Annotated in this window: 20 protein-coding genes; 14 read left to right on the top strand and 6 right to left on the bottom strand. The window is 64.9% G+C overall.

The genetic code is table 11. From position 1 onward, the window contains the following. Positions 1-28: 28 nt before the first annotated feature. The 11 genes from U1702_RS11900 (at position 29) to U1702_RS11850 (ending at position 15643) form a co-directional block, all read left to right on the top strand. Entirely contained in the window at positions 29-2242 is a 2214-nt protein-coding gene (locus tag U1702_RS11900) for a polysaccharide lyase 6 family protein (protein WP_332724881.1), read from the top strand. Further along, the gene (locus U1702_RS11895; RefSeq protein ID WP_332724879.1) at positions 2239-4419 is read left to right on the top strand and encodes an alginate lyase family protein; all 2181 of its coding nucleotides are present in this window, start codon (positions 2239-2241) and stop codon (positions 4417-4419) included. The genes U1702_RS11900 and U1702_RS11895 overlap by 4 nt, the downstream gene beginning before the upstream one ends. Then, positions 4416-5684, top strand: coding sequence for an MFS transporter (locus U1702_RS11890; protein WP_332724876.1), 1269 nt, complete (start codon positions 4416-4418; stop codon positions 5682-5684). Before U1702_RS11895 ends, U1702_RS11890 begins: the two co-directional genes overlap by 4 nt. A gap of 9 nt (positions 5685-5693) precedes the next feature. Next, on the top strand, positions 5694-6440 hold the full coding sequence (locus tag U1702_RS11885; RefSeq protein ID WP_332724874.1) for an SDR family NAD(P)-dependent oxidoreductase: 747 nt from the start codon (positions 5694-5696) through the stop codon (positions 6438-6440). Continuing rightward, positions 6437-7288 (top strand): rhamnogalacturonan acetylesterase, encoded by an 852-nt coding sequence (locus U1702_RS11880; protein WP_332724872.1) that lies wholly within the window; start codon positions 6437-6439, stop codon positions 7286-7288. Before U1702_RS11885 ends, U1702_RS11880 begins: the two co-directional genes overlap by 4 nt. Positions 7289-7393: 105 nt before the next feature. Further along, entirely contained in the window at positions 7394-10264 is a 2871-nt protein-coding gene (locus U1702_RS11875) for a TonB-dependent receptor (protein ID WP_332724870.1), read from the top strand. Between the two features lie 151 nt (positions 10265-10415). Further along, complete coding sequence (locus tag U1702_RS11870; protein WP_332724868.1) at positions 10416-11159, top strand: FadR/GntR family transcriptional regulator; 744 nt, start codon at positions 10416-10418, stop codon at positions 11157-11159. A gap of 109 nt (positions 11160-11268) precedes the next feature. Next, entirely contained in the window at positions 11269-12843 is a 1575-nt protein-coding gene (locus U1702_RS11865) for an aldehyde dehydrogenase (NADP(+)) (RefSeq protein WP_332724866.1), read from the top strand. Positions 12844-13002: 159 nt separating this feature from the next. Beyond that, a complete protein-coding gene (locus tag U1702_RS11860) occupies positions 13003-14064 on the top strand; it encodes a fumarylacetoacetate hydrolase family protein (RefSeq protein WP_332726374.1) in 1062 nt (353 codons plus the stop codon). Further along, entirely contained in the window at positions 14064-14810 is a 747-nt protein-coding gene (gene xylB, locus U1702_RS11855) for a D-xylose 1-dehydrogenase (protein WP_332724864.1), read from the top strand. The genes U1702_RS11860 and xylB overlap by 1 nt, the downstream gene beginning before the upstream one ends. Next, positions 14810-15643 (top strand): aldose 1-epimerase, encoded by an 834-nt coding sequence (locus U1702_RS11850; RefSeq protein ID WP_332724863.1) that lies wholly within the window; start codon positions 14810-14812, stop codon positions 15641-15643. Before xylB ends, U1702_RS11850 begins: the two co-directional genes overlap by 1 nt. Positions 15644-15645: 2 nt before the next feature. On the opposite strand, the gene U1702_RS11845 is transcribed toward U1702_RS11850, so the two are convergent. Genes U1702_RS11845 through manD form a run of 6 tightly spaced genes read right to left on the bottom strand, consistent with a single transcriptional unit; the run spans position 15646 to position 20111 of the window. Further along, positions 15646-15777, bottom strand: coding sequence for a hypothetical protein (locus U1702_RS11845; protein WP_332724861.1), 132 nt, complete (start codon positions 15775-15777; stop codon positions 15646-15648). Beyond that, positions 15740-16132, bottom strand: coding sequence for an MFS transporter (locus U1702_RS11840; RefSeq protein ID WP_332724859.1), 393 nt, complete (start codon positions 16130-16132; stop codon positions 15740-15742). The genes U1702_RS11845 and U1702_RS11840 overlap by 38 nt, the downstream gene beginning before the upstream one ends. 51 nt (positions 16133-16183) lie before the next feature. Then, positions 16184-17236, bottom strand: coding sequence for a LacI family DNA-binding transcriptional regulator (locus U1702_RS11835; RefSeq protein ID WP_332724857.1), 1053 nt, complete (start codon positions 17234-17236; stop codon positions 16184-16186). A gap of 1 nt (position 17237) precedes the next feature. Continuing rightward, complete coding sequence (locus tag U1702_RS11830; RefSeq protein ID WP_332724855.1) at positions 17238-17972, bottom strand: FadR/GntR family transcriptional regulator; 735 nt, start codon at positions 17970-17972, stop codon at positions 17238-17240. A gap of 34 nt (positions 17973-18006) precedes the next feature. Next, a complete protein-coding gene (locus U1702_RS11825) occupies positions 18007-18900 on the bottom strand; it encodes a DUF4861 family protein (protein ID WP_332724853.1) in 894 nt (297 codons plus the stop codon). Beyond that, entirely contained in the window at positions 18900-20111 is a 1212-nt protein-coding gene (gene manD / locus U1702_RS11820) for a D-mannonate dehydratase ManD (RefSeq protein WP_332724851.1), read from the bottom strand. Before manD ends, U1702_RS11825 begins: the two co-directional genes overlap by 1 nt. Before the next feature lie 89 nt (positions 20112-20200). Here manD and U1702_RS11815 point away from each other — a divergent pair, with 89 nt between their 5' ends. Genes U1702_RS11815 through U1702_RS11805 form a run of 3 tightly spaced genes read left to right on the top strand, consistent with a single transcriptional unit; the run spans position 20201 to position 25697 of the window. Continuing rightward, on the top strand, positions 20201-22699 hold the full coding sequence (locus tag U1702_RS11815) for a glycoside hydrolase family 3 protein (RefSeq protein ID WP_332724849.1): 2499 nt from the start codon (positions 20201-20203) through the stop codon (positions 22697-22699). After that, positions 22690-23832, top strand: coding sequence for a glycoside hydrolase family 88/105 protein (locus U1702_RS11810; protein ID WP_332724847.1), 1143 nt, complete (start codon positions 22690-22692; stop codon positions 23830-23832). The genes U1702_RS11815 and U1702_RS11810 overlap by 10 nt, the downstream gene beginning before the upstream one ends. After that, the gene (locus tag U1702_RS11805) at positions 23832-25697 is read left to right on the top strand and encodes a hypothetical protein (RefSeq protein WP_332724845.1); all 1866 of its coding nucleotides are present in this window, start codon (positions 23832-23834) and stop codon (positions 25695-25697) included. Before U1702_RS11810 ends, U1702_RS11805 begins: the two co-directional genes overlap by 1 nt. Positions 25698-25799 lie beyond the last annotated feature (102 nt).

Raw genomic sequence — 25799 nt, 5'->3', positions numbered from 1 at the left:
GGTAGAACGATAATTGTGGGAGTGGCGGATGCGTGGGCTGGGAATGATGGCTGTCGCCTTTTTGGCGATCCCCATGCCTGCCTTGGCCGCCGATCATCTGGTCCGCGATCAGGCCGGCTATGCCGCCGCCGTCAAGAAAGCCGCGCCCGGCGATCGCATCCTGCTGGCCGATGGCGAGTGGCGCGATTTCCAGATCGTGCTGCACACACGGGGAACCGTAGCGAAGCCGATCACGCTTGCCGCGCAGACACCGGGCAAGGTCGTCATTTCCGGCCAGTCGAACCTGCGCATCGGGGGCGAGCATCTGATCGTGTCGGGCCTGGTGTTCCGGGGCGGGTGGTCGCCGACCAAGGAGCTGATTTCGTTCCGCCGCGATTCGAAAACCGTGTCGCGCAACGTGCGGCTGACGCAGATCGTGATCGACAATTTCACCAACCCAGATCGCCGCGCCGAGGATATCTGGGTTGCGATCTATGGCACCGATAACCGCGTCGATCACAGCTGGTTCGCGGGCAAGGGCAATGGCGGCGTCACGCTCGCGGTGATCCGGCCCAAGGGTCAGCCAGGCGAGAACCGCGCGCGCATCGATCACAATTATTTCGGCCCCCGCCCCCCGCTTGGCTCGAACGGCGGCGAGACCATCCGCATTGGCACCAGCGACGAATCGCTGAGCGACTCCAAGACCATCATCGAGCGCAACTGGTTCGAGAAATGCGACGGCGAGGTCGAGATCGTCTCGGTCAAATCGGGCGGCAACATCGTCCGTGAGAATATGTTCGTGGAGTCACAGGGCTCGCTGGTCCTGCGCCACGGCAACGGCAATCGGGTCGAGCGCAACATCTTCATGGGGCGTGGCAAGCCCAGCACCGGCGGCATCCGCGTCATCAACCGCGACCAGATCGTGCGCCACAATTATCTGGAGGGTGTCACCGGGACGTCGTTCCTGAGTGCGGTCGCGGTGATGAACGGCGTGCCGAACTCGAAGGTGAACCGCTATCATCAGGTTAGTGGCACGGTGATCGAGCGCAACACGATCGTCGAAGCGGCGCGGATCACGTTCGGTGCGGGCGCGGATGCCGAACGCAGTGCGTCGCCAGTGGACAGCCGGTTCGACGCCAATCTGATCGTCAACGGATCGGGCAGGGGCATCGTGCGCGCCGAGGGCGATATTGCGGGCCTTGCGATGGCCGGCAACGTGCAGACCGCGCCGGTCGCCGCCGATGTAGCGCGCGGGTTTACGCAAGCACCGGTTAAGCTGGTTCGCGCTGCAAATGGCCTGCTCTACCCCGCCGATCCTGCACTGAATGTCGGCGCGCCGCGCGACTTGAAGCCGCTGAAGCGCGACGAAGCCGGTCCCGCCTGGTATCCCATGGATGCCCCCGCTCCGACTGCCGGACGCACGATCAACGCCCTGGCACGCGCGGGTGCGCTGGCCGATGCAGTGGCATCGGCGGCGGCTGGCGACATCGTGCAAGTCGCCCCCGGCACCCACCGTGTGACACAGCCAATTCCGGTTGCCCATGCACTCACCGTCGCGGGGCCGCGTGACGCGGTGATCGAGGCCGCCACGCCGACATTGTTCCAGCTCCTTCCGGGCGGCAGCCTCACCGTTCGCGGCGTCAGCCTGTTGGGCAGTGCGGCACCGGCGATCGCGGGCAACGCGCTGGTCCGTGCGCCGCTGGCCGTCAGCACCACCAACTATGCCGTGACGCTGGACAAGGTCGCGGTGCGCAACCTGACCGCGCCCGGCTTCGACGTGATCGCCACCACGCCAGCGACCTTTGCCGATCGCATCGCAATCCGGGGAGCGAGCTTTGCTAATATCTCCGGAACCGTGATTGCCGCTGCAGCCGAAACCGGCAGCAAGGGCCTCTACAGCGCCGAGCGGGTCGAGATCGCCGACAGCGAGTTCGCCAATGTCGGGACGATTGCCGATGTCGCGCGGCTTGGCACCGACGAAAGCACGTTCGGCCCGTGGGTTGTCATGACCGGCAACCGCGTCACCGGCGGCGTCGCGGGCCGCGCAGCGGTGCGCTTGTCGGGCGTCCAGAGCACGACGATCGCCGACAATCGCTTTGATCGCGCGGGGGGAATCGAGGTGGCGCACAGCGTTGGCGCGCCAGTCACGCGGATAACCGGCAACCGTTTTGCCGCGACGCCGGAGCCGCGCATCGCCAAGCTGTATCCACAAGGGTCGCCAGTGGTCGAGCTGGCCGGAAACACCGTTGAGGGCCGCCCGTGAAATATATCGCCCTCGCCCTCGCGTTGCTCCTCGGAACCTCGGCTTTTGCCCAGAACGCCGCCCCGGTTCTCGCCAGCGCCGATGCCTATCGCACGATGGCGAGCGGAGGCGCGCGCGCGCCGCTATTTGCCCGCGAACTCGCATCCGCACGCCGCATGGTCGATGCCGGCATCCGCGCAGGCATCGACGCGCCGGTGCCCAAGGATCGCGGCGGCGGGCCGACGCATGAGCGGCACAAGGCGAATTACAAGCTGATCCAAAGCGCGGGCGCGCTCTATCGCCTGACCAGCGACAAGCGCTACGCGAGCTATGTCCGCGATATGCTGCTGGCCTATGCCAAGCTCTACCCCACGCTCGGCAAGCATCCCGCCGCCGCCAATCAGGTGCCGGGGCGACTATTCTGGCAATCGCTCAACGACAGCGTGTGGCTGGTCCACGCAATTCAGGGTTACGATGCAGTCCGCGCCGACCTGACGCCCGCCGAGCGCAAGACCATCGACGACGATGTCTTTCGCCGCATGGCCGCGTTCCTGACCGGCGAGCCGACGACGTTCGACCGCATCCACAATCACTCGACCTGGGCCAATGCCGGGGTCGGCATGACCGGATATGTCCTGCGCGACAAGATTCTGGTCGAACAGGCGCTAAAGGGCAGCGACCGCAGCGGCAAGGTCGGGTTCCTGCGCCAGCTCGACCTCCTCTTCTCGCCAGACGGCTATTATGCCGAGGGGCCGTACTATCAGCGTTACGCGCTCCAGCCCTTCGTCGTGTTCTCGCAGGCGATTGCGGACAATGAGCCGAGCCGCAAGATCTTCGAGTACCGTGACGGCATCGTGCTGAAGGCGATCCGCACCGCGATCCAGACCACTTATGCCGGCGCATTCTTCCCGATCAATGACGCGATGCCGGACAAGACGTTGCGCACCGAGGAGCTCTATCAGGGCGTCGCCATTGGCTATGCGGCGAGTGGCGATACGGGCCTACTCGCCATCGCCGAATGGCAGGGTCAGGTCGCGCTCTCGCCACAGGGTTTCGCGGTCGCGCGCGACCTCGCAGCGGGCAAGGCGAAGCCGTTCGCCTTCGCCTCGACGCTGTTGCGCGACGGGCCGGACGGCAGGGACGGTGCGCTCGCCATTCTGCGCTCGGGACCGCAGGACAAGGCCCAGGTGGTGGTCGCCAAGAACACCGCCCAGGGCATGGGCCATGGCCATTTCGACAAGCTCAACTGGCTGCTCTACGATAATGGCAACGCGATCGTCACCGACTACGGCGCGGCGCGTTTCCTGAATATCGAAGCGAAGGACGGCGGGCGCTATCTGCCCGAGAATGACAGCTGGGCGCAGCAGACGGTCGCGCACAACACGCTGGTCGTGAACGAGACCAGTCATTTCGACACGAAACTCGCGCCGGCCGAAAAAGCCGCGCCGGTCCAGTTGGCGTTTCAGGGCGAAGGACCGGCCCGATATTCGATCGGTGAGATGGCGGGGGCCTATCCGGGCGTCGTGTTTCGCCGTGCGCTGGTGCAGATCGATATGGGGACGAAGGCGTCGCCGCTCGTGCTCGACCTGCTGACCGTGAAGGGCGGGGCCAAGGCGACTTATGATCTGCCGCTGCACTTTGGCGGGCACATCATCGACACCGATCTGAAGCTGGCTCCGAACGTCACCACGCGTCCGGTGTTGGGCAAGGCCAATGGTTATCAGCACCTATGGGTCGATGCGACCGCGCCACTCGTAAACGGGCAGGGGCGGGTGACGTGGATCAATGACGGGCGCTTCTACACCTATCGCATGGCGGCGGCCGGAGCACAGGTGATTCTGGCCGAAAGCGGTGCCAATGATCCGCGCTTCAATTTGCGCCGCGAACCGGTGATGATTCAGCGACTGACCGGCGCGGGCGACGCCGCCTTCCTGAGCCTGATCGAGCCGCATGGCCGCTATGACGCATCGAGCGAGACGACCACCAACAGTCGCAGCGCCGTAACCGGCCTGACGATGGCCGAAGCTGGCGGCGCGCGGATTGCCACGATCGCGCTGACCGGCGGGCGACAGATCGTCATTGCCATCGCGGCGGACACGACAGCGGACAAGGCGCACAGCGTCACCGTGAACGGGCGCAAGCTCGAATGGCGCGGAGCCGTCGGCCGCTTCGACGCCGGTTCAGGAGCAGGTAAATGAAATCGGGTTTCCGCTGGTGGATCATCGCGCTGATCGCGCTCGCCACCGTGATCAATTATATCGACCGCAACGCGCTGGCGGTGATGTGGCCCGAAGTCGCCAAGGACATCGGCGCGACCAAGGAAGACTATGCGCTGCTGGTGACCATCTTCATGGTCTTCTACGCGATCGGCCAGTCGCTGTTCGGCAAGATCTTCGACGTGGTCGGCACCCGCATGGGGTTCGCCATCTCGATCGTGGTCTGGTCGCTGTCGATCGCCGCGCATTCGCTGGTACGGTCGATGCTGGTGCTGGGCGCGCTGCGCGGGTTGCTGGGCGTCAGCGAAGCAGGCAACTGGCCCGGCGCTGCGAAAGCCAATGCGACCTGGTTTCCCCGTTCCGAGCGTGCCTTCGCTCAGGGTATCTTCAACGCGGGCGCGTCGATGGGCGCGATCGTTTCGGCGCCGCTGATCGCCATCCTGTTCGGCTTTGTCGGCTGGCGCATGACCTTCGCCATTATCGGCGTGTTGGGGTTCCTGTGGCTGTTGCCGTGGCTGTGGGTCTATAAATCCGATCCCGACGCGCATCCATGGCTGAGCAAGGCCGAGCGCGCGCATATCGCGGGCGCGAACGAGCGCGTCGATGCCAACGCCAAGCCGGATGGTTATGCGCCGACGATGGGTCAGTTGCTGCGCCATCGTCAGAGCTGGGCACTGCTCGCCGGGCGCTTCTTTCTCGACCCGATCTGGTGGCTGTTTGTGTCGTGGCTGCCGATCTACCTCAACGAAAGCTTCGGCTTCGACGTCAAGCAGATCGGCATGTTCGCATGGGTGCCGTTCGTCGGCGCGATGGCCGGATCGCTGTCGGGCGGGTGGCTGTCGGGCGCGCTCATCAAGCGTGGCTGGAGCACCGACAAGGCACGCAAGACCGCGATCACGATCGGTTGCGTCATCATGCTGCCCGCCTTGCTGCTCACCGCGACCGCCGCGACCCCGCTCTATGCGGTGCTGCTGATCGCGGCGATCCTGTTCGGCTTTCAGGTGGCGATCAACAATATCCAGACCTTGCCCAGCGACTGGTTCGGCGGCGGCGCGGTCGGATCGCTTGCCGGGATCAGCGGCACGGCTGCGGTGGCGGGGACGCTCATCACCACCTGGCTGGTGCCGTCGATGACCGCGGTGAGCTTCGCGCCGATCTTCATTCTGGGTGCCGCGCTGGTGCCGCTCTCGCTCATATCGATCTGGCTGGGTGGCCGGATCGAGCCCGTTCAACCCAAACAGAATTAAGGGGCTTTCATGCGTTTCAAGGACAAGGTCGCCATCGTCACCGGCGGCGGACGTGACATCGGGCGTTCGATCTCGGTGCGCCTCGCCGCCGAGGGGGCGAAGGTCGTCATCAATTATCGCAGCGACGAGGCAGCGGCTCAGGCCACACTGGCGGAGATCGAGGGCGCGGGCGGCACCGCGCTGCTGTACCGCGCGGATGTGACGCAGGCGGCCGAGGTCGCCGGGCTGATCGAAGCGGCGGCGGCGGTCGGGCAGATCGACGTGCTGGTAAACTGCGCGGGCGGGATGGTCGCCCGCAAAACGCTGGCGGAGATGGACGAAGCGTTCTTCGACACGGTCATGGACCTGAACCTGAAGTCCGCGTTTCTGGTGACGAAGGCAGCGCTGCCGCATCTCGCCAAGGGTGCCGCTATCGTGAACATCGCGTCACAGGCCGGGCGCGACGGCGGCGGGCCGGGTGCCAGCATCTATGCCGCGTCAAAGGGCGCGCTGATGACGCTGACGCGTAGCTGGGCAAAGGAACTGGGGCCGCAGGGCATCCGCGTCAACGCGCTGAACCCCGGCCTGATCGGCACGTCGTTCCACGACATCTTCTCGAAGCCCGAGGGGCGCGCCGCCGTGGCCGGCAACACGCCGTTGCGCCGCGAAGGGCATCCGGACGAGGTCGCAGCGGCGGTGGCATTCCTCGCCTCGGGCGATGCGTCGTTCCTGACCGGCACCAATGTCGACATCAATGGCGGGCTGGCTTTCTCATGAGCCGCCTTGCGCTCGCCGCCGCCGCGCTCGTGCTGGCACCCGCCGCTCTGGCGCAGACGGCGCGCGAGCGCACCGACGTACCGCCGATCGAGCCTTACAAGATCGTGCTGGTCGGCGATTCGACGATGGCGGTGGCCAGCGGCTGGGCATCGATGTTCTGCGCGCGGCATGTGAAATCGTCGGTCGCCTGCCTCAATCTGGGGCGTGGCGGGCGATCGACGCGCAGCTACGTTCAGGAAAGGTCATGGGCGATCGCGCTCGCCGAGGCGAAAGTGCCGGGGTACAAGGCCAGTTATGTGCTGATCCAGTTCGGGCATAACGACCAGTCGAGCAATCCCGAACGCTGGACCGACCGCACCACCGAATTCCCGGCGAATTTGCGCAAGATGGTCGAGGATGTGCGTGCGGCGGGTGCCGTCCCGGTGCTGGTGACCCCGCTCACCCGCCGCCAGTTCAAGGACGGCAAGCTCGACAACACGCTGGCCGAATGGTCGGACGAAGTGCGCAAGGTCGCGACCGAACTGAAGGTGCCTTTGGTCGATCTCAACCGGCGCAGCGCGGCGGTGGTGCAGCGGCTGGGTGCGGAGGAGTCGATGGCGCTCGCCCAGGCAGAGCCGACGGCGGAGGAACGGGCGGCGGCAAAGGCCGGCACCACGCTGAAACCCCGCTCTGCCGAAGAGGCCCGGCTTCCGCCTGCACCGACCAAGCCCGGTGGGCCGCGCGGTCAGCAGACGCTGAAGTTCGACTACACCCATGTTGGTGACACCGGCGCGACCGTGTTCGCCAAACTGGTCGCCGAAGATCTCGCCCGCGCCGTGCCGCCACTGGCAGCCCAGCTTGTGCCCTGACAAATTGGTAGGACCAATTATCTAATAAAGGCATAAGACTTAGGTTGACAACTTGTGGTCAAGCGGCAAGGTGATCGCATAAGAATTGGACTCGGGAGAGGGCGAATGACAAAGTCGGCTGGTGTCGTTGGATCGGCGCGTATGATCCGCAAATGGTTGCTGGGCAGCGCGGCGCTGTTCGTTGCGACGCAGGCGATGGCGCAGGACGCCGCGCCCGAAGCCGCCCCGGCGGACGAGGAGGAAATCGTCGTCAGCGGTATCCGCGAGACGCTGCGCACCTCGATCGATGTCAAGAAGCGCGAGACCGCGATCGTCGATGCGCTATCGACCGACGAGATCGGCGACCTGCCCGCATTGTCGGTGGGCGAGGCGATCCAGACGATCACAGGTGCGACCACACACCGCGAAAAGGGCGGCGCCTCCGAAATCGCGCTGCGTGGCCTTGGTCCGTTCCTGAGCAACTCGACCTTCAACGGGCGCGAAGCCACCAATGGCTCGGGCGACCGCTCGGTCAATTTCAACCAGTTCCCGTCGGAGCTGGTCAACAACATCAAGATCTACAAGACGCAGCAGGCCGATCTGGTCGAGGGCGGCGTTGCGGGATCGATCGACATTGGCACGCTGCGCCCGCTCGATTTCGGCAAGACCCGCATTCAGGGCGAGATCAAGACCAATTACAGCCCCTATCAGGACAAGATCATCGGATCGTCGGCCTGGGGGCTGCGCGGCACGATCAGCTATGTCGATCAATATGATCTGGGCGGGCTGGGCGAAGTCGGCATCGCCATCGGCGCCCAGCGCAACGACGTCAGCAATCCCGAGGAAACCGTCGCCGCCAGCACCACCTGGACTGCGTGCAACGCGACAATCATCGTCGCCAACAATAATTGTCAGGCGATCACCCGACAACAGGGCAATGCCGGCACGCCATTCTACCTCGTCCCAAATTCGCTGACCTATCGTCAGATCAGTGAGACCGATCGCCGCGACGCGGTGTTCGGTGCGCTGCAATGGCGCTTTTCGGACCGGGTCGAGCTGAACATCGACGCGCAATATTCGGATCGCACCTTTGTCGAGAATCGCCGCGACCTCAATTTGTCGGAGCTGCGGTACGGGCTGACCAACGTTCAATATGATGAAAACCACATCATCACGCGGATGAACGGGATCAGCTCGGTCGAATCGACCGCAGTCAATCTCGCCCGTTCGGAGGAATATCTGGGCGGTGGCGCCAATCTGCGCTGGGACGCGAGCGAGCGGCTGACGCTCAGCCTCGACGGCTCCTATTCGCGCACGATCCGCACCGAGATCGAGCGCCAGGTTCGCCTGCGCACCGACCCGCTCGACATGAACGGCGTGCGCACCGCGATCAACAATATGCGCATCCCCTATACCTATGAAATTCTGCCGGGGAATTTTGCGCCGACCGTCACCTTCGATCCGCGATTCGACCCGAACAACCACGCATTGTTCTGGGACGATGCGCGCGTGCGGCGTGACGAGAGCGAGCGCCGAAACGAGATTATGGGGGTGCGGCTGGATGCCGATTACAAGCTCGACGGTTTCCTGAAGAACATCGCTATCGGCGGGCGCTGGTCCGAACAGACCTATCGCGATTTTGATGCGCGTAACGAGCTTAACCTCAACCCGACCGCGCCGCCCGCGGGCCGTGAGGATGCGCGCATCAACCAGCTGTGCCGGACGCAATTCCCGCAGACCGATTTCCTCGATCATGCCCCCGGCAACAACATCACCAGCTGGGCGACGTTCGATCCGCTTTGCCTCATCCGCGAATATACCGGTTCGGAAGATCCCGGTCGTCCCGCCGAACTCCGCTCGCCTGCGAACCGCGATGTCACCGAACGGGTGCTGGCCGGTTACGTGATGGCCGAATATGGCAGCGATCTGGGCAGCATGCCGGTGCGCGGCAATTTCGGCGTGCGCGCGGTGAATACGAAGGTGCGCTCGATCGGGTTGCGCAGCGCGTTCACCGTCGTCAACAATCCCGATGGCTCGATCTCGCTGACGCCGACCCCCGGCACGTTCGACAGCGTGACGATCGACAGCGAGAATACCCGCTTTCTGCCCAGCCTGAACGCGATCTTCGAGCTGGAGCCAAATCGCCTGTTGCTGCGCGCCGCCGCCTATCGCGCAATGTCGCGTCCCGCGCCAAGCGCGCTGGGTGCGGGTCGCACCTTTTTGCTCGACACCAGCGGGACGACGATCGAGGATTCGATCAACGAAATCCGCGCCAATGGCAGCCCGAATCTGAAGCCGCTGATGTCGTGGAACGGCGACCTCGCGCTGGAATATTATCCCAACCGGGATTCACTGTTTTCGGCGACGCTGTACTTCAAGGAGTTCAGCGGCGGCTTCATCCCGTTCGTGACCAACGAGAATTTCTCGATCGGCGGGCGCGATGTCAGCGTCCCGGTGATCCAGACCGCTAATAGCGACACGAAGAGTCAGTTGTGGGGCGTCGAAATCACGCTCGCCAACCGCTTCTCGTGGCTGCCCAGGCCGCTCGACGGATTCGGCGGCAAGCTCAGCTATAACTACGCCGACACCAATTTCGAGAATGAGGACATTCTGCTCGGCGACCTCTACGATCCGGTAACCGATACGACGACGGAGGGGATCATCCCGCCCGCCGGCATGTCGGGTTTTTCGAAGCACGTCGTCTCGGCACAGCTTTATTATCAGCTGGGCGGCTTCTCGATCCAGGGCATCTATAACTACCGCTCGCAATATTATCAGGATTTCGTCGGCGGCAATTCGCAGCTGCGTTATGTGCGTGGCAACGAGACGTTCGACATGCGTGCGTCATACGACGTCAACCGCAACATCTCGCTGCGATTCGAGGCGACCAACATCCTGGATGCGCCAAAGGTGACCGACATGCCGGTGGTCGGCAGCAGCCGCCAATATCATTATTACGGGCCGCGCTACTTCCTCGGCGCGCGCTTCCGGCTCTAGTCCGTCCGCGACCGGCCCGCAGATCCGATGATCGCCGCTCCCCCCTCCCCAAGGGCGATCGGTCGGATGTGCGGGCCAACCGCTGTCCGGCGCTTGCGCTTTGGAGCGAAGCCAATAAGGATCGGCTGCAAAGGAATTGGTGAGGACCGCAATGGCTGACCGGCTATACCAGAGCATCGCCGATCAGATTACCGACCTGATCGATCAGGGCGTGTTCCCGGTCGGATCGCGCCTGCCCGGCGAGCGCGAGCTGGCCGAGCAGTTCGGCGTTAGCCGCGTGACGATCCGGGAGGCGGAGATCGCGCTTCAGGCGATCGGTCGCATTCGCATCAAGACTGGATCCGGCGTCTATGTGACGGACCGCACGGCGGTACGGACCGACGAACCGCCAGCGGTCAGCGCGTTCGAGCTGACCGAGGCGCGCTCGCTGTTCGAATCGGAAGCGGCGGCGCTGGCGGCATCGACGGTGACGCCGCAAATGCTGACGCGGCTCGGCGAATTGCTCGAAATCATGGGGCGCGACGACAGCGACGATGAGAAATCGACCGAGGCGGATCAGGAGTTCCATCTGCTGATCGCGTCGGCGTCGGGCAATCAGGCGATCATTCACGTCATCCAGTCGCTATGGCGGATGCGCACCGAGGTGCCCGAAGTGCGCCATACCTATGCCAGCGTGTGTCAGCATGACGGACGCACGCGGCGGCGCGAACATGGCGCGATCGTCGATGCACTGCGCGCCAACGATCCGGCGGCGGCGCGAATTGCGATGCGGCAGCATTTCAACCGGTTGCTGGAAGCGATGCTGGACGCGACCGAGGAGCGCGAAATCCTGGAGCTTCGGCGCAAGTCGGCGGAGAGCCGCGAACGCTTTCTGATGAGTGCGCGGTTGAGCTGAGTCGCGGCTTCGCTGCCCTTGTAAATTTGTATGATGTTTCTAGGTAGGGCGCGTAACGATCAGGCGCGCGCCCCCGCAATCGCCTGTATTGTCGGTTGCGGAGAAGACGATGATATTGACCGGAAACCTGTTCATCGGCGGCGAACGCCGTGCCGCCGCCGACCGCTTTCACGCCTATGATCCCGCCGCCGGGGCAGAGATTGCCGATGTCGGATTCGCCGGGGCGACCGAGCAGGATGTCGCCGATGCCTGTGCTGCGGCCGACGCTGCGTTCATTCCCTATTCGACTCGTCCGCTGGCCGAACGCGCCGCGTTTCTCGACGCCGTTGCGGACGAAATCGAAGCATTGGGCGACGAGCTGATCGAACGCGCATGCCGCGAGTCCGGGCTTCCGTCCGCGCGCATTACTGGCGAACGCGGTCGCACCACCGGCCAGCTGCGCCTGTTCGCGCGGGAAGTGCGCGACGGCCAGTGGCAGAAACTGCGCATTGACCATGCCGATCCCGCACGCACCCCGCCCAAGCCTGATCTGCGGCTGCGGATGGTGCCGGTCGGCCCGGTCGCCGTGTTCGGGGCGTCCAACTTCCCCTTGGCTTTCTCGACGGCAGGGGGCGACACTGCCTCCGCGCTCGCCGCCGGATGTCCGGTGGTGATGAAGGGGCACCGCGCGCATCCCGGCACCGCCGAGCTGATCGCCAGCGCCATTGCCAGCGCCGCCGAAAAGACCGGCATGCCGGCGGGCGTGTTCAGCCTCGTCAACGGCACCTCGCGCCGGGTCGGCGAAGCATTGGTTGCCGATCCGCGCATTCAGGCGGTGGGCTTCACCGGATCGCGCGGCGGGGGCGAGGCGCTGATGAAGATCGCCGCCGCACGTCCGCGCCCGATCCCGGTTTATGCCGAAATGTCGGCGATCAACCCGGTCATCCTGTTGCCCGAAGCGCTGAAGGCACGCGGGACCGCGCTGGCCGAGGGGTTCGTCGCGAGTCTGGCGATGGGCGCGGGTCAGTTCTGCACCAATCCCGGTCTGGTGATGGGCGTGGACGGCCCCGATCTCGACGCCTTCGTCGCGCGTGCCAGCGAAGTGCTGTCAGGGCAGCCCGCCCAGGTGATGCTGACCGACGGTATCTGGGACGCGTTCGAGAGCGGCAAGGCGAAGCTCGCCGCCAGCGCACATGTAACGACGCTGGCACAGGGTGCCGAGGCTGAGGGTCCGAACCGCGGTCGTGCCGCTTTGTTCAGCGTGGCGGGCAAGGATTTCCTCGCCGATCCGGTGCATCTGCATGAGGTGTTCGGGGTGTCGTCGGTGATCGTGCGCTGTGCCGATATCGCCGAACTGAGCGCGGTGCTGGGCGAACTCGAGGGACAGCTGACCGCGACGTTGCAGGTCGATGCGGGTGATTACGACGCTGCCCGCGCGCTGTTGCCCGTGCTTGAGCGCACCGTCGGTCGCGTGATCGCCAATGGCTGGCCGACCGGCGTCGAGGTCGGGCATGCGATGGTGCATGGCGGCCCCTATCCGGCGACCTCGGACCCGCGCAGCACGTCGGTCGGCAGCCTTGCGATCGACCGTTTCCTGCGCCCGGTCAGCTATCAGGATCTGCCCGAGGCGCTGTTGCCCCAGGCGTTGCGCGAGGGCGGGCAAAGCGGCGTCGTCGCGCGGATAGACGGCGACTGGAAACTGTAGGGATCGTCCCGCTTGCGAGCGGGATGACTGAATGATAGCGCTATCATCAACCGTGGGCGGCGCGATGCGGCGACCGGCGGGAAGGGAGAGACTGTGAAGGCTTTCGATACCACTGCACTTCCCATCGACCATGCGCGGGCGGTGCTGGCGGGGCGGGTGATGCTCGCCGATGGACCCGTACCGGTGCTCGTTCGGAATGGCCGTGTGTTCGATGTGTCGGGCAGCGCATCGACGACCGCCGACTGGTTCGACCTGCCCGATCCCGCCGCGATTTCGGGCCGCGATCTGTGCGGCGTCGAGGACTTGACCATCGGCGGCGGTGACTACCGGCTGATCGCGCCGATCGACCTGCAATGCGTCAAGGCATGTGGCGTGACCTTTGCCATATCCGCGATCGAGCGGGTGATCGAAGAGCGCGCGCGCGGCGATTCCGGCGCGGCGGCAGCCATCCGTGCCGAGCTTGAGGACAAGATCGGCGGCGGTATCCGGTCGGTGGTTCCGGCCAGCGACGAGGCGGCGAAACTAAAGGCTGCGCTGATCGAGGCGGGCATGTGGTCGCAATATCTTGAGGTTGCGATCGGCCCCGACGCGGAAGTGTTCACCAAGGCGCCGGTCCTGTCCTCGATCGGCTGGGGCGATCCGGTCGGCATCCGTTCGGATTCGAGCTGGAACAACCCCGAGCCGGAGGTCGTGCTGATCGTCAATGCGCTTGGGCGTGTGGTCGGCGCGACGCTCGGCAATGACGTCAATCTGCGCGATTTCGAGGGGCGCAGCGCGCTGTTGCTGGGCAAGGCGAAGGACAATAACGCCGCCTGTGCGCTCGGCCCGTTCGTGCGGCTGTTCGACGCGGGTTTCGGCATCGACGATGTGCGAAATGCCGAACTCGATCTGACCATCGACGGGCCGGAGAGTTATCGGCTGGAGGGGCATAGTTCGATGAACCAGATCAGCCGCGACCCGCTCGATCTGGTCGCGCAGACGCTGTCGGAACATCAATATCCCGATGGCTTCGCGCTGTTTCTGGGAACGCTGTTCGCGCCGGTACAGGATCGTGACGAAGCGGGGCGCGGGTTCACGCACAAAGTGGGCGACACCGTTCGCATCCATTCACCAAAGCTGGGCACACTGCTGAACCCGGTAACGACCTCGAAGGAAGCCGAGCCGTGGACGTTTGGCATCCGCGATCTCTATCGCGCGCTTGCCGGACGGCATGCCGTTTGATGGACCTGCGCGCCGTCTATCCCAGTCTTGCGGGCAAGCGCGTGCTGGTTACCGGCGGTGGATCGGGAATCGGCGCGGGGATTGTCGAGGGGTTTGCGCGGCAGGGCGCGGATGTGGTGTTCTTCGACATTGCCGAGGCGGATTCGCGCGCATTGGCGGACACGAGCGGGGCCGCGTTCGAGCGCGTCGATCTGACCGATATCGCGGCGCTGCAAACGGCGATTGCGCGGCTGATCGAGACCGGCGGCGGGTTCGACATCCTCGTCTACAATGCCGCCAATGACGAACGCCACAGCATCGACGACGTCACCGAAGTCTATTGGGACGAGCGTTTCGCGGTCAACCTGAAGCATATGTTCTTCGCTGCGCAGGCAGTGGTCACGGCGATGCGCGCCAGGGGCGGCGGGGCGATCGTCAATCTGGGTTCGATCTCATGGCATCTGGGGCTCAACGACCTGATCCTCTATCAAACCTGCAAGGCAGCGATCGAGGGGCTGACGCGCAGCCTCGCGCGCGATCTGGGCGGCGACGGCATTCGCGCGACGTGCGTGATCCCCGGCAATGTCCGCACCCCCCGGCAACGGAAATGGTACACGCCAGAGGGCGAGGCCGATATCGTCGCGGCGCAATGCTTGGACGGGCGTCTCGCGCCGGAGGACGTTGCGGCGATGATCCTCTACCTTGCTTCCGACGATGCCCGGCTGGTCACCGGACACAGCTATTTCGTGGATGCGGGCTGGCGCTGATGGATGTTGCCGCGCATGACTGGGAGCTGGTGGTGCTACCCGAACTCGGCGGGGCGGTCGGGGCGCTTCGGCATGAAAGGCGCGACATGCTTCGGCCTGCGCCGGACGGCACGACCGATCCGCTGGCGACTGCCTGTTTCCCGCTGGTGCCCTATGCCAACCGCATCGCGCGTGGCCGCTTCCACTTTGGAGGGCAGGTCCATTCGCTGCCGCTCAATTTTGCGGATCATCCGCACAGCCTGCACGGTCTGGGGTGGCAGGCGGTATGGGCGGTCACTGACATTTCGGACAGCGCCGTGACGCTGGCGCATGGCCATGATGGTGGTGCGGGCTGGCCCTGGCCATATCGCGCGGAACAGCGCTTCACACTAGCGCTTGGTGCTGCGACCCTGGCGATTTCGCTGACCAGCCTGGCGGACGAGCCTGTGCCGGGCGGGCTTGGGCTGCATCCCTATTTCCCGTGCGATGCGGCAACGCGGCTGACGGGATATGCCGACCGCGTGTGGCGCACGGACGAGACACTACTGCCGGATGAACCAGCCGATGCGGCGCAGTTCGGGGACTGGCGAACGGGCGCGGCGGTCGCGGGCGAGACGCTGATCGACAATGCCTATGACGGCTGGGACGGCCTCGCCCGGATCGATCAGCATTGGGGCAGCATCGACCTGACCGCACGCGGCGCACCGGTGTTTCATCTCTACCGCCCGCCCGGTGTGGATTTCTTCTGCTTCGAGGCGGTCAGTCACCTGCCCGATGCGATCAATCGTGGCGGGATGACACTGCTTCAACCCGACGAAACCATGACGCTAGAAATGACGCTCGCTATTCGCTGACTTTACCCCTGCATCTCCTCCAGTTCCTTACCCTTGGTCTCGTGAATGAATTTCCGGGCGAGGATGAAGCTGACGACCGCAGCGACGGCGAAGAAACTATAGCTGACGGCCAGACCCAGCCCCGCCGCCAGCACCGACCGCCATCCCGCCCGCGATGCGTGCCGCGACGAACACGAACTGGCTGTCGGCAAAACCCTGAACGATCGCGCCGATCAGTAACAGGATGGCGGCGAGCATCATCACATTGCGACGGCCGATGACATCGGCAAGCCGCCCGGCCAGAAACGCGCCGATGAAACAGCCGATCAGCAGCGAGCCGACGGTAAAGCTAAGACCCCCTTCGCTCAGCGCGAATGCCGATTTCAGACCGTCCTGCGTGCCGTTCACCACGCCGCTGTCATAGCCGAACAACAGGCCGCCGATCGTCGCCCCCGCGACGATGGCGACGATCAGCCCGAAATTCGCACGGCTGTCGATTGCCTCGTTCATCCCGCCCTCCATGCCGCGTCATTTGGTCGTCTGGCTAGGTCCGGTCGGGGGCTATCGCGCCGGAGGCGGTGCCGAGGAATCGCGTATGATCAGCAAATGGGGCAGCACTTCTTCCTCTGCCGCGCGATCCTCACCGTCCCGCTCGCGCAAACGGTAGAGAAGCATGGTAATGGCGGCTTCCGCCATGTCGGCGATCGGCTGGCGGATCGTGGTCAGCTCGGGCCAGATGCTGGTGGCGATGGCGGTGTCGTCGAAGCCGACGATGCTGAGGTCGTCCGGCACGTGCAGGCCGTGCCGGTGCGCGACGCCGACCGCCGCCGCCGCCATATCGTCATTGGACGCGAAGATCGCCGTCGGCCGCCGCTTGCCGCCAAGAATCCGGGTCGCGGCGTCGATGCCCGAACGATAAGTGAACCAGCCCTGCTCGATCGTCAGGTCCGCGGTGTCGATACCGCGCTCGGCCATCGCGGCAAGGAACCCGCGTTCGCGCTTCGCACTCGCCAGCTGGTTTGAATGCCCCCTGATAAAGGCGATGTCGCGGTGACCGAGATCGATCAGGTGCAATGTCATCGCCCGCGCCGCCGCATGATCGTCGATCCGCACGTTAAGCGTGCCGGGTCCCTGCGCCCCCATCGCGATGGCCGCCCACGGGATCTCCGCATCGGCCAGCGCGGCCTGTACCGTGGCGGATTCGGACAAGGGCGGGGGCAGGATCACACCCCCCACCGCAGCATCGATCAGCTGGCGCACGGCCTCGGTCTGAGCGGCGGGGCTGTCGTCGGCACATGCCTCGAGCACTAGGTGACAGCCAACACGGCGGGCGCTCTCCAGCGCGCCGATCAGGAACTGGCCAAGATAGCCCGCCGAAGGGTTGGAATAGAGCAGGCCGATCTGGGTCGCGCCGCCCGCCGCGAGCGAGCGTGCGGCGGTGTTGGGGCGATAGCTGAGTTCTGCGACCGCGGCGAGAACGGCCTTGCGGGTCGCCTCACGGACATTGCTGCCGCCATTCACCACGCGCGATACGGTCATGGCGGACACGCCCGCCGCGCGTGCCACGTCCTGTACGGTCGCGCCCCCCTGAGTCCTGCGCGCCGAGCGGCTCATTTCATTCGCTGTCCGGGATCGTCGTCGACAGTCCTGCAGCCTTCAGATCCTGATAGCGTTTGATCGATTTCATCATGTGCTTGCGCGCGGCGCGGCGTGCTGCGTTGGCGTCGCCCGCCTCGATCGCGGCATAGATCGCCTCATGGTCGCGGTTGATCGTGCGGGCATAGCGTTGATGCCGCCGCGCGTCGCTGCCCTGCAGATACAGCCGCCGCGAGGGGACGAGCCGGACCCCGAGAAACTGGGTGAAGCGCAGGAAATAGGGATTGCCGGTCGCGCCCGCGATCGCGGCGTGGAACGCGGCGTCGGCCGACACCGACGTATCGACCTCGATACTGGCATCCATCGCCGCCAGCGCGCGCCGGATCGCGGCAAGATCGGCCTCTGTGCGGCGAAGCGCGGCAAGTTCGGCCATCTCGACCTCAAGCCCCATGCGCATCTCCAGGAGCCCCAGCACGTCGTCGATCTCGCTGATCTCGTCCGGCATCACCTGAAACGCGCGATATTGCGCGCCGTCGGCAACAAACGCACCCGAGCCCCGGCGCGACACCAGCAGGCCGCGTGCAGCCAGTCGCGAATACGCCTCGCGCACCACGGTTCGGCTGACGCCGAAGGATTCCGTGATCGCCTTCTCCGTCGGGAAGCGCGATCCGGGGGGCATTTCGCCCCGTTCTATCTGTTGCTCGAAACGCTGGACCAGATCATCTGCCAGCGACGCCGCCTTGGTTACCGCCATGACGTGAGCGTTACCATTGCGGTGCGGATGCTGGCTAGGGCCTGAAATCGGGGCGCTGTTCATCGACATAGTTCTGCCATTCGGCGGCGGTTTTGAAATCAGAGCCGCGATCCCATGCCGCGCCGCTGTAATAGACAAACGGCTTGCCGGGCTGGACTCGGACGAGGATCAGATAATTGTCGGCATCCTCCGTAAAACCCGCGAACGCCGCCGGATCGACGACTACCGCCGCCGCCATCGTGCCCTTGGCCGGATCGGTCGGTCCCCACCAGCTTAAGCGGGCGCGGGCGGCGTCCTTCGTGATCTTGCCCAGCTGTCCGGGCGGGATCGGGCGTTTGGAGATGCCGATCCCGACGATCATGACGCCCCGGCGGTTTGATCGCAGCGTCGACGTCATGCGCGTGAAATTGGTGCCGGCGGGCAGGGTAAAGCGTCGCGTCTCCGACACCGTGCGCGCCACATCCACTGGCCAGGCGTCGTAATCGACGGTGAAATCCGCTACTTGCGGCCCGGAATTGTGGATGCGCGGGCGCGTGTAGTTGCGCGACACCCACAGCTTGTTGTCGTGCCAGATGCCCAGGCCGCCGGTTCCGCGCCCGGTGCCGACATTATAAAAATCCAGCCCCTCGCCATGATCGGCATGCTGGTCGCCGGTGCGCAACTGACGGTCCATATAGGGCCAGCGAACCCGCTTGCCCCAGGCGTCGACGCCCGAGGAGGAGGGCGGTTCTTCCTTTTCGAGCGCCCGCGCGTAGATGCGGTGCGCGATCCGATCGTTTTCCCATAGCAGATCGCCATAGCGGTAATCGGCGATGACTACGGCGGTGCGGGCCTGCTTCTCCACGTCTGTTGCGGCCCGCATCGGCGTGCGCTCCTGTGCCAGCGCCGCGCTCGCAACGAACGCCAGCAAGAGACCGGCGATACGCATCACCAGTTCCACATCGTGCCGTCTTCCAGCCGGTTCACCGGCAGGTAAGCGCGCTTATAGGGATGACCCTCGGCCAGCGTCTCGTCGATCTCGACGCCCAGCCCCGGTGCATCGCCCGGATGCAGCATGCCCTCGGCAAAGCTGTAGGCATGCGGGAACACCGCGTCGGTCTCCGGCGTGTGCCGCATATATTCCTGAATGCCGAAATTGGGCACCGACAGCCCGAAATGCAGCGCCGCGGCCATCGCCACCGGCGACAGGTCGGTCGCGCCATGACAGCCGGTGCGGATCTGGTAGAGATCAGCCAGCGCGGCGATCCGCCGCAAATGCGTGATCCCGCCGGCGTGCACCACGGTCGCACGAATATAATCGATCAGCTGATTCTCGATCAGCGCCTTGCAATCCCAGATCGAGTTGAAGATTTCGCCCACCGCCAGCGGGGTGGTGGTGTGTTGCCGGATCAGGCGAAATGCGTCCTGATCCTCCGCCGGGGTCGCATCCTCCAGCCAAAAGGGGCGATACGGCTCCAGATCCTTGCCCAGTCGTCCGGCTTCGATCGGGGTCAGACGATGATGGATATCGTGCAGCAAATGCACGTCCCAGCCCAGTGCCTCACGCGCCGCCGCAAACAATTCGGGCACCACGCGCAGATATTTCGCGGTCGACCAGACATTCTCGGTCGGCAGCGCGCCATCGGCGGGCTCGTAGAAATATTTGTCGTTCGACACGCCATAGGTCGACGGCATCCCCGGCACGCCGCATTGCAGCCGGATCGCCTTGTAACCCTGTCGCTGATAGTCCAGCGCGGCCGCGATCGTCGCGTCAACGTCCGCGCCATTGGCATGGCCATAGACCATGCACGCATCGCGCGCTGCACCGCCCAACAGCTGATAGACCGGAAGGCCCGCGATTTTCCCCTTGATGTCCCACAGCGCCATATCGACCGCCGCGATCGCGGTCATCGTCACCGGGCCACGGCGCCAGTAAGCGCCCTTGTAGAGATACTGCCAGATGTCCTCGATCCGGTGCGCATCGCGCCCGATCAGGCAGGGGACGACATGCTCGGACAGGTAACTCGCCACCGCCAGTTCGCGCCCGTTCAGCGTCGCATCGCCGATACCGGTGGTGCCATCGTCGCATTCGATCTTCAGTGTGACGAAGTTACGGCCCGGACAACTCACGATCACCCGTGCAGACACGATCTTCGGCATTCCATCCCCTCAGTACAACGATTAGTTGTGTGACAACCTTATTGACAGGATCGCCGGAAAAGGAAAGAGCTATGTCACCGGTGTCAAGCATGACACGCAATCGAATCGTTCAGGAGATGGGTGTGCGGCGAGCGGCATTGCTGGCGTTTACGGGGTTTGCCGCGCTGGCTGCGATGGCTGTCAGCGCGCAGGCGCAGGACAAGGGTGTCGCAAATCCGGCCAACTGGCCCGCACTGACCGCGCCGACACCAGACGCCGCAATCGAACGCCGGGTCGACGCGCTCATCGCCGCGATGTCGCTGGAGCAGAAGGTCGGGCAGGTCGTGCAGGGCGATATCGCGAGCACCACGCCGGAGGATGTCGCCAAATACCACCTCGGATCGGTGCTCAATGGCGGCAGCTCATCCCCCGGCGGCGACGAATTCGGTCCGGCGTCGGCCTGGGTGGCGGCGGCGGACGCCTATTACGAGGCGTCGATGCGGCCCAATGGAAGTCTGCCGCGCATTCCCGTGATGTGGGGATCGGACGCGGTTCACGGCCACAATAATATTGTCGGCGCCACGCTGTTTCCGCACAATATCGGACTGGGCGCGGCGCGGAATCCGGCGCTGATGGAAAAGATCGGACAGGCGACCGCGATCGAGATGCGCGTCACCGGGCTCGACTGGACCTTCGCCCCGACCATCGCGGTCGCGCGCGACGATCGCTGGGGCCGCACCTATGAAAGTTTTGCCGAAGACCCGGCGATCGTGCGGGATTATGCCACCGCGTTCGTACATGGGTTGCAGGGGCGGCGCGGTGACAAGGACTGGTTGCGCGGGCCGCACATCATCGCCACCGCCAAGCATTTCATCGCCGATGGCGGGACGCTGGACGGGCGCGACCGGGGCGATGCGAAAATTCCCGAGAGCGAGCTGATTCGCCTCCACGCCCCCGGCTATGTCGCCGCGATCGATGCCGGGGTGCAAAGCGTGATGGCCAGCTTCTCCGGCTGGCAGGGCGTCAAAATGCACGGCAACCAAAGCCTGCTGACCGGCGTGCTGAAGCAGCGGTGGGGGTTCGACGGCTTCGTCGTCGGCGACTGGGACGGACATGCCAAGGTCACCGGTTGCACACCGGCCGATTGCCCGGCGGCAATCGCGTCGGGCCTCGACATGTTCATGGGTCCGGCGAGCTGGAAGGGGCTGTACGAAACCACGCTGGCGGCGGTGAAATCGGGCACGCTACCGATGGCGCGGCTCGACGATGCGGTGCGCCGCATTCTGCGGGTGAAGGCGCGTGCGGGGCTACTCGACGCAGCCAAGCCATCGACTCGCGAATTTGCCGGACGTTATGAATTACTCGGTGCGCCAGAGCATCGCTCGGTGGCGCGACAGGCGGTGCGCGAATCGCTGGTGCTGCTGAAGAACAACGGGACGCTGCCGCTCAAGGCCGGCGCACGCATTCTGGTCGCGGGCGACGGGGCGGACGATGTCGCCAAGCAATCGGGCGGCTGGACGCTGACGTGGCAGGGGACCGGGACGAAGCCCGAACATTTCCACGGTGCGACCACGATCTGGGCAGGCGTGCGCGATGCCGTGAAGGCGGGCGGCGGGAGCGCCAAATTGTCGGTCGCGGGCAGCTTCACGCAAAAGCCCGACGCCGCGATCGTCGTGTTCGGCGAAGACCCCTATGCCGAGTTTCAGGGAGATCGCACCGACCTGTATTTCGACGATCCGCGTGGCAGTCTGGCGACGATGCAGCGGTTGAAGGCGGCGGGCGTGCCGGTGGTCGCGGTGTTCCTGACCGGGCGGCCATTATGGGTGAACCGCCACATCAATGCCGCCGATGCATTCGTCACGGCGTGGCTGCCGGGATCGGAGGGCGGCGGCGTTGCCGATGTCCTGTTCGGCAAGGCGGATTTTCGGGGCAAACTGCCCTTCTCCTGGCCTGCCGATGCCAAGGGCGCGCCGCTCAACATCGGCGAAGGGGGCAAGCCGCTTTACGCTTATGGCTATGGCCTGACGCTTAAGGATCGCGGGGGCGCTGCGGCCCTGTCTGAAGACCCCGGCATCGTCACCGAGCAGCCCGCCACCGGCCCGATCTTCGCGCGCGGTCGCGCGGTCGGCACTCGCTTGCTCCAGATCGACGGCGCGAACGACAGTGCGCAGGTGATTACCGGTGCCGCCGATAACGGTGCCATCGCCGTGCGCCCGGTCGATCGTGACGCGCAGGAGGATGCGCGCGAGATCGTCTGGTCGGGCAAGTCGCGCGGTACGCTTCAAATCGTCAGCCCGCGTGCCGCCGACCTCACCGCCGCAGGGCCACTGGCGCTGACGATCGAGCTGAAGGTCGATGAAGCACCCGCCGCGCCGGTCATGGTCGAGATCAAATGCGGGCCGGGCTGCCTTGCGCGGCTCGACCTTACCACCCGTCTTGCAGCGATCGTCGGCAAGGGGTGGCAGACGGTGAGCGTGCCGCTGGCCTGTCTGGGCGACGCGCGGCTGAACAAGGTCACCGCGCCCTTCGTGCTTTCCACCGGCGGTCGCCTGCGCCTGACGCTCGGCACCGTTGCTCTCATGCCGACAAAGGAATCGACATGTCCCTGATCTTCCTCGCCCTCACCGCTGCGCCTGCTGCCATCGTCGAGGTACAGCCATCAATGCCGCGCCCAGCCGCCATCCTCGCCGAGACGCGGCGCGTCGCGGACTGGCAGCTGGCCAACCGCACCAACTGGGCGACGATGCCCGCCGCGCGAAAAAGCGTGCAGAACCCGCGCGACTGGCAACAGGCGACCTTCTGGATCGCGCTAAGCGAACTGGCCAATCGCGACAGGCGTTATGCGAAGCCGCTGCTCGATCTTGGCCGCGACGTTTCATGGAAGCTCGGCGACAATCCTTTTCACGCCGACGATCAACTGATCGCGCAGGCGTGGCTGTGGGCGGCGCGCAACGGGGCGGGGAAGTCGGTGATCGCGCCGACAGTGGCCTATTTCGACAATGTGCTCGCCAACCGCCCAATTGGCAGTCTCGAATTCATTCCCGTCGCGCCGGGCAAGGGCACGTCGAAATGCACCGATCGCTGGTGCTGGTGCGATGCGCTGTTCATGGCGCCGCCGACATTGATGCAACTTGCGAAAGCAACCGGCGACCAGCGCTATGCCGAGTTCGCGCATGCCGAGTTCAAGGCGACGACCGATTATCTGTTCGACCCGAGCGAACAGCTCTATTTCCGCGACAGCCGTTTCTTCGACATGCGCGACGGCAAGGGGCGCAAGCTGTTCTGGAGTCGCGGCAATGGCTGGGTGATGGGCGGCCTCGTTCGCATGCTGCAAGTGATGGACCGCAAGGACCCCAAGCGGCCTTATTACACCAAGCTGTTCCGCGACATGTCGGCGAAGCTGCTGACCCTGCAAAAGGCGGACGGCTATTGGCCCGCGTCGCTGCTCGACGGCGATCCCGGCACCCCGGCGGAATCGAGCGGGACCGCCTTCTTCACCTATGCTTTTGCCTGGGGCGTCAATGCGGGGCTGCTCGATCGCGCGATGTATCAACCGGCGGCGATCAAGGGCTGGAACGCATCGGTTCGTGCGGTACAGCCCGACGGCATGCTCGGCTGGGTGCAGCAGGTCGGCGACCGGCCCGACAGTGTGTCGGCAAAGGAAACGCAATTCTACGGCTCCGGCGCATTTCTGCTCGCCGGAACCGCGATGGTCGATCTGGCGCGCAAGGCGAAAAACTGATGATAAAATATGTTTGCGTACCCGTAATTGCTGCACTTCTCATCGGAAATGCTGCACCCGCCGATCGCTGGGCCAGCCAGCCGCATGGGCCGGTCTATGCCACGAGGGTCGCGCCGATGGACCGCACCGTCACCACGCGGATGATGCCGCAAGTCGAGGCGTTGCTCGAACAATTGCTGCGCGAAAAACGCAGCATGAAACTGGGCGGGGTCGAGGTGTTCAAGAGCGGCGACAAGTTCCTGCCGGGCAAGATCGCCGCCGCGATGGCGACGCGCATCACCGCGCTGCCGCCGGGCGATGCACGGCTGGATCAGCGGCTGCGCGACTTTGCCGATATCGCCGAACTCACGCTGGGCGACGTCAACGAAAGCTGGGGCCTCTACTATTATGTCTCCGCACTGCACGATCTCAACGAACGCGGTCTGCTGACCCGCGCCGTGCGTCCCGCGACGCTGGCGAAATTGCGCCAGCAGCTCGACTGGCGGCGCTTCGTGCGTAGCGACCTCACCCTGATCGACCTACCCAACAATTACTACGGGGTCGCCTTCTCGATCGCGCGGCTGCGGCATCTGATGGGCTGGGAGGATGCCACCGGCGGCGACCTGCTGCTCGCGCGCACGCTCGACCATTATCGCAAATATTCCGGCGAATATGGCTTTGCCGACGAGACCGAAGGCAAGGGTCGGTTCGACCGTTATTCGGTCCTGCTGATCGGCGAGATCGCGCATCGGTTGATCGAGACCGGCATGACCCCCTCGGCGGAGGTCAAGGGCTGGCTGCGCAAGTCAATCGACGTGTTGCTCCCGCGCTTCAACCTGACCGGCGAGGGGTTTGAATATGGTCGCAGCATCGGGGCTTACGGCGAGACCGCGTTCCTGGAAGTGCTCACCGCCGCTGCATTGCTAAAGGTGCTGACGCCGCAGGAGGAGCGCATGGCCTATGCCTTTTCCAGCCGCATTGCCGCGCGCTACATGGACTTTTGGGTCGACCCCAAAACCGGTTCGGTCGATCTGTGGGCGCAGGGGCGGCGCACCGATGCGTATCGCGGCATCCACCGCATCTTCGGCGAGAATCTCAGCCTCGCTCGCCAATATGGCTATACCAGCGCGATCTGGAGCCGGCTAGGCTATCGCGGCAAGGCCCCCGATCCTGGCTATGCCCGCTGGCTGAACACGCTACCGAAAGTGACCACCACCTGGTTCGCGCGTGGCGAATATGATCGCGCGGTGGTGACGCTGCGCGATCGCGGCAAGGTGATCGGGCTGCCGATCATCAACGGGGCGGAGGGGCAGCATATGCACAACCCCTATTTCCCCGTGCCGTTCGCGCCGGGCATGTTGCAGGGGTCGGCGGACGCACCCTATCCGCATCTGGTGCCGAAAATCACGCTGGCGGACGGTGGCGTGCTGATGCCGCTCGCCTTCTTCAAGGATGTGCGGATCGTTCGGCGCGGCGCGACCACGACCGTCAGCTGGCGACAGGATGCGTTGGACCTGATGGGCAAGAACGACGCGCGCCCCGATCGCCGCGCCAGCATCGAAACGCGCTACACCTTCACCCCCGGCCGCATCGTCCGCAGCGATCGGCTGCGGCCCGCACCGGGCGTGCGCATTGCACGCATCGATATGGAGTTTGCGAGCTTCTCCGGCGCGGCGAAGCTACAGGCTGGCGAAGTGCGCTTTGGACGCGGCGAAGTCCGGCGTTTCGCGGCGCAGGGCTATGGTCCATGCCGAACGCAGAAGCCGGATAATGCAGTCTATCGGGCACCGACCGGCGCGTTTGCCACATTGGTCCGTTGCGGCCGAACCCTGCCCGCTGCAACCGGCAGCATCATAGCGCTAACATGGGATTTGTCCTACAACTGAACGGGTTGACGATTGACTCACCCGAACAGAGTTGTATTACACATTAAATGACACCGGTATCAGCCGGGTGAAACCGGCGGTCTGCGGAACGCCCGAGGGGAG

This window comes from Sphingomonas sp. LT1P40 (assembly GCF_036663835.1).
Classification (GTDB): Bacteria; Pseudomonadota; Alphaproteobacteria; order Sphingomonadales; family Sphingomonadaceae; genus Sphingomonas.
This window is presented reverse-complemented; position numbering and strand designations above follow the sequence as displayed.

Coding starts and splice junctions, on each gene's coding strand:
- U1702_RS11900 (WP_332724881.1), top strand. CDS start 29: ATGCGTGGGCTGGGAATGATGGCTGTCGCCTTTTTGGCGATCCCCATG.
- U1702_RS11890 (WP_332724876.1), top strand. CDS start 4,416: ATGAAATCGGGTTTCCGCTGGTGGATCATCGCGCTGATCGCGCTCGCC.
- U1702_RS11885 (WP_332724874.1), top strand. CDS start 5,694: ATGCGTTTCAAGGACAAGGTCGCCATCGTCACCGGCGGCGGACGTGAC.
- U1702_RS11880 (WP_332724872.1), top strand. CDS start 6,437: ATGAGCCGCCTTGCGCTCGCCGCCGCCGCGCTCGTGCTGGCACCCGCC.
- U1702_RS11875 (WP_332724870.1), top strand. CDS start 7,394: ATGACAAAGTCGGCTGGTGTCGTTGGATCGGCGCGTATGATCCGCAAA.
- U1702_RS11870 (WP_332724868.1), top strand. CDS start 10,416: ATGGCTGACCGGCTATACCAGAGCATCGCCGATCAGATTACCGACCTG.
- U1702_RS11865 (WP_332724866.1), top strand. CDS start 11,269: ATGATATTGACCGGAAACCTGTTCATCGGCGGCGAACGCCGTGCCGCC.
- U1702_RS11860 (WP_332726374.1), top strand. CDS start 13,003: ATGCTCGCCGATGGACCCGTACCGGTGCTCGTTCGGAATGGCCGTGTG.
- xylB (WP_332724864.1), top strand. CDS start 14,064: ATGGACCTGCGCGCCGTCTATCCCAGTCTTGCGGGCAAGCGCGTGCTG.
- U1702_RS11850 (WP_332724863.1), top strand. CDS start 14,810: ATGGATGTTGCCGCGCATGACTGGGAGCTGGTGGTGCTACCCGAACTC.
- U1702_RS11840 (WP_332724859.1), bottom strand. CDS start 16,132: ATGAACGAGGCAATCGACAGCCGTGCGAATTTCGGGCTGATCGTCGCC.
- U1702_RS11835 (WP_332724857.1), bottom strand. CDS start 17,236: ATGAGCCGCTCGGCGCGCAGGACTCAGGGGGGCGCGACCGTACAGGAC.
- U1702_RS11830 (WP_332724855.1), bottom strand. CDS start 17,972: ATGGCGGTAACCAAGGCGGCGTCGCTGGCAGATGATCTGGTCCAGCGT.
- U1702_RS11825 (WP_332724853.1), bottom strand. CDS start 18,900: ATGCGTATCGCCGGTCTCTTGCTGGCGTTCGTTGCGAGCGCGGCGCTG.
- manD (WP_332724851.1), bottom strand. CDS start 20,111: ATGCCGAAGATCGTGTCTGCACGGGTGATCGTGAGTTGTCCGGGCCGT.
- U1702_RS11815 (WP_332724849.1), top strand. CDS start 20,201: ATGACACGCAATCGAATCGTTCAGGAGATGGGTGTGCGGCGAGCGGCA.
- U1702_RS11810 (WP_332724847.1), top strand. CDS start 22,690: ATGTCCCTGATCTTCCTCGCCCTCACCGCTGCGCCTGCTGCCATCGTC.
- U1702_RS11805 (WP_332724845.1), top strand. CDS start 23,832: ATGATAAAATATGTTTGCGTACCCGTAATTGCTGCACTTCTCATCGGA.